8 protein-coding genes are annotated in these 7,656 nt (G+C 47.4%); 7 read left to right on the top strand and 1 reads right to left on the bottom strand.

Annotated elements, in window-relative coordinates:
* Together E0698_RS26635 and E0698_RS05825 are read left to right on the top strand one after the other, a co-directional pair.
* Positions 1-189, top strand: a 189-nt coding sequence (locus tag E0698_RS26635) for a hypothetical protein (protein ID WP_238353868.1), incomplete at its 5' end; no start/stop codon positions are given.
* Positions 190-242: 53 nt separating this feature from the next.
* Positions 243-1,727 carry an alpha-N-arabinofuranosidase gene (locus E0698_RS05825; RefSeq protein ID WP_192510895.1) on the top strand — a complete coding sequence of 495 codons (1,485 nt, stop codon included), beginning with the start codon at positions 243-245 and terminating at the stop codon, positions 1,725-1,727.
* A 103-nt stretch (positions 1,728-1,830) separates the two neighbouring features.
* Here the strand turns inward: E0698_RS05825 and E0698_RS05820 are convergent, their stop codons facing one another.
* Positions 1,831-2,649 (bottom strand): AraC family transcriptional regulator, encoded by an 819-nt coding sequence (locus E0698_RS05820; protein ID WP_134913678.1) that lies wholly within the window; start codon positions 2,647-2,649, stop codon positions 1,831-1,833.
* A 162-nt stretch (positions 2,650-2,811) separates the two neighbouring features.
* Between E0698_RS05820 and E0698_RS05815 the strand changes: the two genes are divergently transcribed.
* The 5 genes from E0698_RS05815 to E0698_RS05795 all read left to right on the top strand — a co-directional run bounded on the left by E0698_RS05815 (position 2,812) and on the right by E0698_RS05795 (position 7,585).
* Complete coding sequence (locus E0698_RS05815; RefSeq protein WP_192510894.1) at positions 2,812-3,918, top strand: Gfo/Idh/MocA family oxidoreductase; 1,107 nt, start codon at positions 2,812-2,814, stop codon at positions 3,916-3,918.
* Positions 3,919-3,936: 18 nt separating this feature from the next.
* Positions 3,937-4,707: a sugar phosphate isomerase/epimerase family protein gene (locus E0698_RS05810; RefSeq protein WP_192510893.1), complete on the top strand. Its 771-nt coding sequence runs from the start codon at positions 3,937-3,939 to the stop codon at positions 4,705-4,707.
* Positions 4,700-5,782: a Gfo/Idh/MocA family protein gene (locus E0698_RS05805; RefSeq protein WP_134913684.1), complete on the top strand. Its 1,083-nt coding sequence runs from the start codon at positions 4,700-4,702 to the stop codon at positions 5,780-5,782. The genes E0698_RS05810 and E0698_RS05805 overlap by 8 nt, the downstream gene beginning before the upstream one ends.
* Positions 5,783-5,864: 82 nt before the next feature.
* On the top strand, positions 5,865-6,833 hold the full coding sequence (locus tag E0698_RS05800) for a sugar phosphate isomerase/epimerase family protein (protein ID WP_149093513.1): 969 nt from the start codon (positions 5,865-5,867) through the stop codon (positions 6,831-6,833).
* Between the two features lie 20 nt (positions 6,834-6,853).
* Positions 6,854-7,585, top strand: coding sequence for a ThuA domain-containing protein (locus E0698_RS05795; protein WP_192510892.1), 732 nt, complete (start codon positions 6,854-6,856; stop codon positions 7,583-7,585).
* Positions 7,586-7,656: the final 71 nt, after the last annotated feature.

Raw genomic sequence — 7,656 nt, 5'->3', positions numbered from 1 at the left:
CTTGAAGTTGATGAGCTAAAAAGAGGAGCACTCGTAGACATGAGGAAGCAAAAAAAAGACGACATCTCATTCAAAAATAAAGGAATGAATGTCGTCTTTTTAATGGATTCTCTTTCAGCTATCTGTAAGAACCATGTTTTTCAGTGGCCTCGGTCTACGCCATATTTTTTTAATTTTATGAAAGCGTAATCATTGAAGTGTATGGTCCCCATACGCTTTACTATATTTGAGGAGGGCTTGTCATGAAGGGTTCTATTGTTGTCCACACGGATTGGGAGCAAGGCGTTATTAATAAAAATATTTACGGACAATTTGCCGAGCATCTTGGACGATGTATTTATGAAGGTTTGTGGGTTGGACAGGATTCCCCGATTCCAAATACGGACGGGATTCGCAATGATGTGGTAGAAGCGCTCAAAAAGCTAAACATTCCTGTGCTGCGTTGGCCGGGAGGCTGTTTTGCGGATGAATATCATTGGAAGGATGGCATCGGACCTAAAGAAAATCGTAAAAGAATGGTCAATACGCACTGGGGCGGTGTGGTGGAAAATAATCATTTTGGCACCCATGAGTTTTTCCAGTTGTGTGAGCTGTTAGACGCAGAGCCTTATATTTGCGGGAATGTTGGCAGTGGTACGGTGCAGGAAATGTCGGAGTGGGTAGAGTACATGACATTTGACGGGGAATCCCCTATGGCCACATGGCGGCAGGAAAACGGGCGTGAGCAACCATGGAAGCTCAAATATTTTGGCGTGGGTAACGAAAACTGGGGCTGTGGCGGCAATATGCGTCCGGAATATTATGCCGATCTGTATCGTCGTTATCAGACGTATGTCCGAAATTATGGTGATAACCGTATCTACCGGATTGCAGGCGGGGCGAATGTGGATGATTACCGCTGGACCGAGGTGTTGATGCGCGAAGCCGGGCAATTTATGGACGGATTGAGCTTGCACAGCTACACGGTTCCGGGTAGTTGGGAAGAGAAACGGCAAGCGCTTGGTTTTGACGAAGCAGAATGGTTCGAAACGATGAAAAAAACGTTGCACATGGATGAATTAATCACTCTTCATTCGGCCATTATGGACCGATATGATCCTGACAAACGGGTAGGAATGATTGTGGATGAATGGGGAGCCTGGTTCCTGACCGAGCCAGGTACAAATCCGGGCTTCCTATATCAGCAAAATACGATGCGCGATGCGCTAGTAGCCGGACTGCATCTGCACATTTTCCAAGATCACCATGACCGTGTACAGATGACGAATATTGCCCAAATGGTCAATGTTTTGCAGGCTATGGTTCTGACCGAAGGCCCCGCTATGCTACTGACGCCGACCTACCATGTATTTGAAATGTTCAAGGTGCATCAGGATGCACAAGCGCTGGCAGCCCATGTGACTGTAGGCAATTATGAATATGATGGGCATTCCATTCCACAGGTGAGTGTGTCCGCCTCCAAGGCGAAGGACGGATATATTCATGTGAGTTTGTGCAACGTCCATCCGGGTGAGACGGCTTCCTTGAATCTGGAGCTGAGAGGACTGGATAACGTCAAGCAAATTAGCGGCGTTGTGCTCGCCAGCGACGATATGCAGGCACACAATACCTTTGACCAGCCAGAGCGTGTAAAAACGGAAAACTTCACGTCCTTCCAGCAGAAAGGTCAGAATTTGGATGTTACACTGCCACCGATGTCGGTAGTGATGCTGACGATTGCACCGTAAATATTTTGTGAACTCAGAAGAAGTATGATTTTGAAAATCGGAACAAAACAAAACCTTGATGGAGCTAAGGAAGGCTCTCTCAAGGTTTTAGTTTTACCCAATATTACAATTGCTCGCGGTGGATCACTCTGAATTCCTTGGGCGACATGCCGAAGCGGGAGCGAAATACGCGGTGAAAATACGTATAGTTTGCAAAACCGGACGATTCGGCTGCCTGTTCCAAAGACATGGGGCTGAAAATAATGCGTTCCCTCGCCATGTTGAGCCTGATATCCAGTGTGTACTGCATAATACTCGTATTAAATGTTTCCTTGAACAGATGCACAGCTCTGGATACGCTGATGCCGATGTGTGAGGACACGTCATCTAGCTTAAAATTGGAAGAAGCATTTTCTTCAATATAATTTTTAATTTGATAAGCGAGATAATTATGGTGGGTGGAAGTCGGATGCTCGGACAACATACGGTCAAACTCCAGGCAAAGAATGCGCATGTAATAGCTCGATATTTCAGGATAAGGATTAGAAATACGCCGCTGCTCCATCACAAGCTGCCGAAATAGGCCAAGCAGTGCTTCGGTAAGCTGGACCTTGATGCGGTTGGGTCGTTTGTGATGGTGCCACCACTCATCTATCCAGGAGCCTCCAAAAAAAATGTGATAATCTCCGCTCTCCACGACCTGTTCCCCCATGGGATTTAACTCACTGTGAATGTCCAGCTCATAAGGCTCGGTAGGATTGAACAGCAGCAGGTCACCCGCCTCAATCCGTGTCATTTCCCCGTTAATGCGGGCCTGGCAGCGTCCGTCTGTTTGTAGACGAAACAAATAATTTTTGATCCCTTCAGGCTGGTTCGAATAAAAGGGCTTACGATGGAAGGAATAGCCTGCGGTTAGAACCTGACAAGGCTCGACGATAGACATGATGATGACTCCTTTGGGCATATGGCTGCTTCAAATATTGACCAGATTGTTCATGTTTTAATCATATTATTCATTTTAAACGAAACGGAAATAGAATACTATTGTGTCTGTAAGGCTTATAGCAGAATACAGAACATGTTGGAGGCCAGGGGGTGTGACGACGTGGAACGAATGAAGGCCGGGATTATCGGCTGCGGTAACATTAGCGCGGTATATCTTGAAAATCTCCAAAACAGTCCGCTTATCGAAGTGGTGGCCGTGGCTGATTTATTGGAGGAAAGGGCCAAAGCGAGGGCCAATGAATTTAACATTGAAAACGCATACAAGGTAGATGAATTGCTTCGCCAGCCTGAGATTGAGCTTGTATTTAATCTGACCGTGCCTGGCAGCCATGCACTGACGGATATGGCGATATTGGAGGCAGGCAAGCATGTGTACAGTGAAAAGCCTTTGGCGGTTTCCTTGGAGGATGGCAAACGCGTTCTGGATCTAGCCAAGGCAAAAAACCTGCGTGTCGGCTGCGCCCCGGATACATTTCTTGGGGCGGGTATTCAGACTGCACGCCATGCCATACAAAACGGAATGATTGGGCAGCCCGTAGCCGCTACTGCCTTTTTTATGGGTAGAGGCCCCGAGTGGTGGCATGCTGATCCGGAATTTTTCTATGCCGCTGGAGGCGGTCCGATGTTTGACATGGGACCTTACTATTTGACGTCGCTGATCCATGTGCTGGGTCCGATCCGGCGAATCAGTAGTTCAGTGGGCATTCAGATTCCTGATCGTCACATACATTCTGGTCCCAAAAGCGGCACACCGCTGCGGGTACAGACACCAACGCATTTGGCCGGAACGATGGATTTCCATAACGGACCCATTGTAACGCTCATTACCAGCTTTGACATTCAGGGGGCGTCAGATCTGCCACGTATCGAAATTTATGGTACGGAAGGAACCTTAAGCCTGCCTGATCCGAACTTTTTTAACGGAGATGTCAAGCTTCGCCGATCTGGAGAGGGAACCGCAGAGCTCGTGGAACCTTTATTTGAGTGTGGTAAGAACGAACGCGGAATAGGCGCGGGTGAGATGGTGAGAGCCATTCGCAGTGAAAAGAACCATCGTGCCAATGTGGAGCTTGCCTATCATGTATTAGAGGCTATGCATGCTTTTCAGCGCTCCTCATTGGAAGGTAAGCATATTACGTTGGAAAGTACATTTGAGCCAGATGAAGATTTGTATCATGGTACAGACATAACGGTTCATCCATCCTAAATGAAGAGGTGAAGGGTAATGGCTAAAGTAGGATTGCAATTGTACACAGTAAGGGAAGAGCTTGAACAGGATTTCGAAGGTACGTTGCGCAAGGTAGCTGAGCTGGGCTATAAAGGGGTAGAATTTCATACCTTTTTCGGACGCAATGCCAAGGATGTCAGAGCGCTTTTGGATGAACTGAATCTGGAAGTTGTCGGAACTCATGTACAATATACTCGTTTGCTGGATCATTTGGATGAGGAGATCGCTTATCACAAAGAATTAGGGAATAAGTACCTGATCGTTCCTTATTTAACCGAGGAGCAGCGCCAGTGGGATGAGCTTTTTGCCAACCTAAACCGAATTGGTGAAAAAGTGAAGGAACAGGGCTTGATACTGGCTTACCATAATCATGATTTTGAACTGACGGAAAAAATCGGTGATCGTCCGGTTTTTGATGCGTTATATGATGCGGTTTCGGCTGATTTGTTGCAGGTCGAAATGGATACTTGTTGGGTATACTACGGAGGCTATGATCCTGTGGAATACATCGGACGTTATCGCGGACGCCTGCCTATCATTCACTTAAAGGATATGGCACGTGACGAGCAGCAAAAAGCAGTTACCGTAGAGCTTGGCAAAGGAGAAGTGCAGCTTCTTCAGGCCATTACAGACGCCGCTATTGAGGCAGGCGTGGATTGGGTTGTTGTGGAACAGGATTTCAGCTCAAATCCTCCAATCGAAAGCATTGAAACCAGCTTTAAGTGGCTCCAACAATACGCAGCTCAGGGAGGAAATATTCATGTCTAAAACACTCAAAATCGGAATTATTGGTTGTGGGGGGATTGCCAACGGCAAGCATTTGCCTAGTCTTGCCAAGCAAAAACGTGCAGAGATCGTCGCTTTCTGTGACATTATTCAGGAACGTGCTGAGGAAGCGGCAGAAAAATTTGGGGTTGAAGATTCACAAGTTTATAGCGATTATCGGAAGCTGCTTGAAAATAAAGATATTGAAGTCGTACATGTATGTACACCCAACGACTCGCACTCGGAAATTACGGTAGCCGCGCTTGAGGCAGGTAAGCATGTGCTGTGCGAAAAGCCGATGGCCAAAACCGCCGAGCAGGCTCGGGAAATGCTGGATGCCGCAAATCGTACAGGTAAAAAGCTGTCCATTGCGTATCAAAACCGTTATCGTAACGACAGCCTGTATCTGAAGCAATTGGTCGAGCAGGGAGAGCTTGGCGAGATTTATCTGGGCAAAGCCATTGCTCTGCGTCGCCGGGCAGTTCCGACGTGGGGAGTATTTCTGGATGAAGAGAAGCAGGGTGGTGGTCCGCTGATTGATATCGGGACGCATGCGCTCGACCTGACTCTCTGGCTAATGGATAATTACAAGCCTAAAAGCGTGCTGGGCTCTACCTTCCACAAACTTGGAGATCGTAAAAACGCGGCAAATGCCTTTGGTCCGTGGAACCCTGAGGAATTTAAGGTAGAGGACTCTGCTTTCGGATTTATTACCATGCAAAATGGAGCCACTATTGTGCTGGAATCCAGTTGGGCACTGAACGTTGTAGAATTTGGCGAAGCGAAGACGCTGTTATGCGGTACTGAAGGCGGAGCCGATATGCAGGATGGTCTGCGCATTAACGGGGAGAAGAATAGTCGCTTGTTTGATACGAAAATTGATCTGGACGCGGGCGGTGTAGCCTTTTACTCTGGAGAAACGGAAAACGAAGCGGATCGCGAAGCCCGTCTGTGGATCGAAGCCATTCTGGACGATAAAGAGCCACTTGTGAAGCCCGAACAGGCGTTGGTGGTTACTGAAATTTTGGAAGCTATCTATGAATCGGCTCGTACAGGAAAAGCTGTCTATTTCGATTAAGATTAAGCCCGTAAGCAACCGAATAGGCCATCATTATAAGATAAGCAGCTTCTTTCACATATGATACAGGGAGGGATTACGTTTGAAACTTGGAGTATTTATGGTATTGTTCGGCGGACGTTCATTGGAAGAGGCTCTGGACTATGTAGCTTCCCAAGGACTGGATGCAGTAGAAATCGGTACAGGTGGTAATCCGGGCGATAGGCACTGCAAGCCGGATGAACTGTTGGACAACGAAACAGCGCTCAAAAACTTCAAAAAAGCAGTAGAGTCCCGTGGACTGACTATTAGTGCACTCAGCTGTCACGGCAACCCGCTCCATCCGCAAAAGCATTTGGCACAGGCCGATCACGAAACGTTTCTTAAAACGGTTCGTTTGGCGGAAAAGCTGGAAGTTCCTGTTGTAAACACCTTTTCCGGCTGTCCGGGTGATCATGAGGATGCGAAGTACCCGAACTGGCCTGTTGCGCCGTGGCCGAATGATTTTCAGGAAGTACTGAAATGGCAATGGGAAAATAAAATTATCCCTTACTGGACCGAAGCTGGAAAATTTGCAGCGGATCATCATGTCAAAATCGGGCTGGAGTTGCACGGTGGCTTCTCCGTTCATACGCCAGCAACCTTGCTTCGTCTGCGTGAAGCTGTGGGAGAAGTCATTGGTGCTAATCTTGATCCAAGTCACATGTGGTGGCAGGGGATTGATCCGGTACAGGCGGTTCAAATTTTGGGCCGGGAGAGAGCCATTCATCATTTCCATGCCAAGGATACGACGATTGACCCGATTAATGTGAATAAATACGGTTTGACCGATATGCAGGATTATACGAATATGCTGGATCGTGCTTGGCAGTTCCGTACCGTCGGCTATGGGCATGATATCAAAACCTGGGCGGATATTATTAGTGCTCTCCGTCTGGTGGGTTACGATTATGTAGTGAGTATTGAGCACGAGGATGGTCTGATGTCCGTCGAGGAAGGCTTTACTAAAGCCGTTCACAATCTTCGCCAGGTCCTTATTGAAGAACCGCTGAGCGAGATGTGGTGGGTCTAACCTAATAGGGGGAAGTATTGATGATTAACGTCACCATTTGGAATGAATTTTTGAACGAGAAGCTGAATGATGAAGCCAAACAGGTATATCCTGATGGGATACACAAGGCATTGGCTGATGGGCTGTCAGGCGAAGGATTCGCCATTCGAACGGCTACGTTGCGTGATGATGCCCAGCATGGTTTGGGAGAAGAAATCCTGAATTCCACAGATGTGCTGCTGTGGTGGGGGCATAAAGCACATGATCAGGTGAGTGATGAAATTACAGCCAGTGTTGTAAAGCGGGTACAGGAAGGTATGGGCTTGATCGTGCTGCATTCGGGACATTTTTCCAAGCCGTTCAAAGCCCTGATGGGCACAAGCTGTGATCTGAAATGGAGAGTGGCAGGCGAACAGGAAATTATTTGGTCCGTCAATCCGTCCCACCCTATTGCGGAGGGCATTGACGCTAAAATTCTGTTGGAGCACGAAGAGATGTACGGTGAGTTTTTTGATATCCCGGCGCCGGATGAATTGGTTTTTGTCAGCAATTTTGAAGGTGGAGAGGTGTTCAGAACCGGTTGTACCTTCCGTCGTGGCAGTGGTAAAATATTTTATTTCCGCCCGGGTCATGAAACGTATCCAACCTATTACCAGCCCGATATTCTGAAGGTTATTGCTAACAGTATTCGTTGGGCTTATCCTACAAGCATTGTTCAACCAGTTTATGGTAAAAGCCAACCTGTCAGACCTCTCGGTGGTGTATTGGTATAATTGCCATTTATTGATTCCGATAAGCTTGATATTGAACAGACTGACAGGCGGAAATCTCTTGAGATTCCGCC

It is taken from the genome of Paenibacillus sp. 23TSA30-6, from assembly GCF_014858585.1.
Classification (GTDB): domain Bacteria; phylum Bacillota; class Bacilli; order Paenibacillales; family Paenibacillaceae; genus Paenibacillus.
The sequence above is the reverse complement of the archived record's forward strand: the minus strand, read 5'-3'. Positions and strand labels throughout refer to the sequence as shown.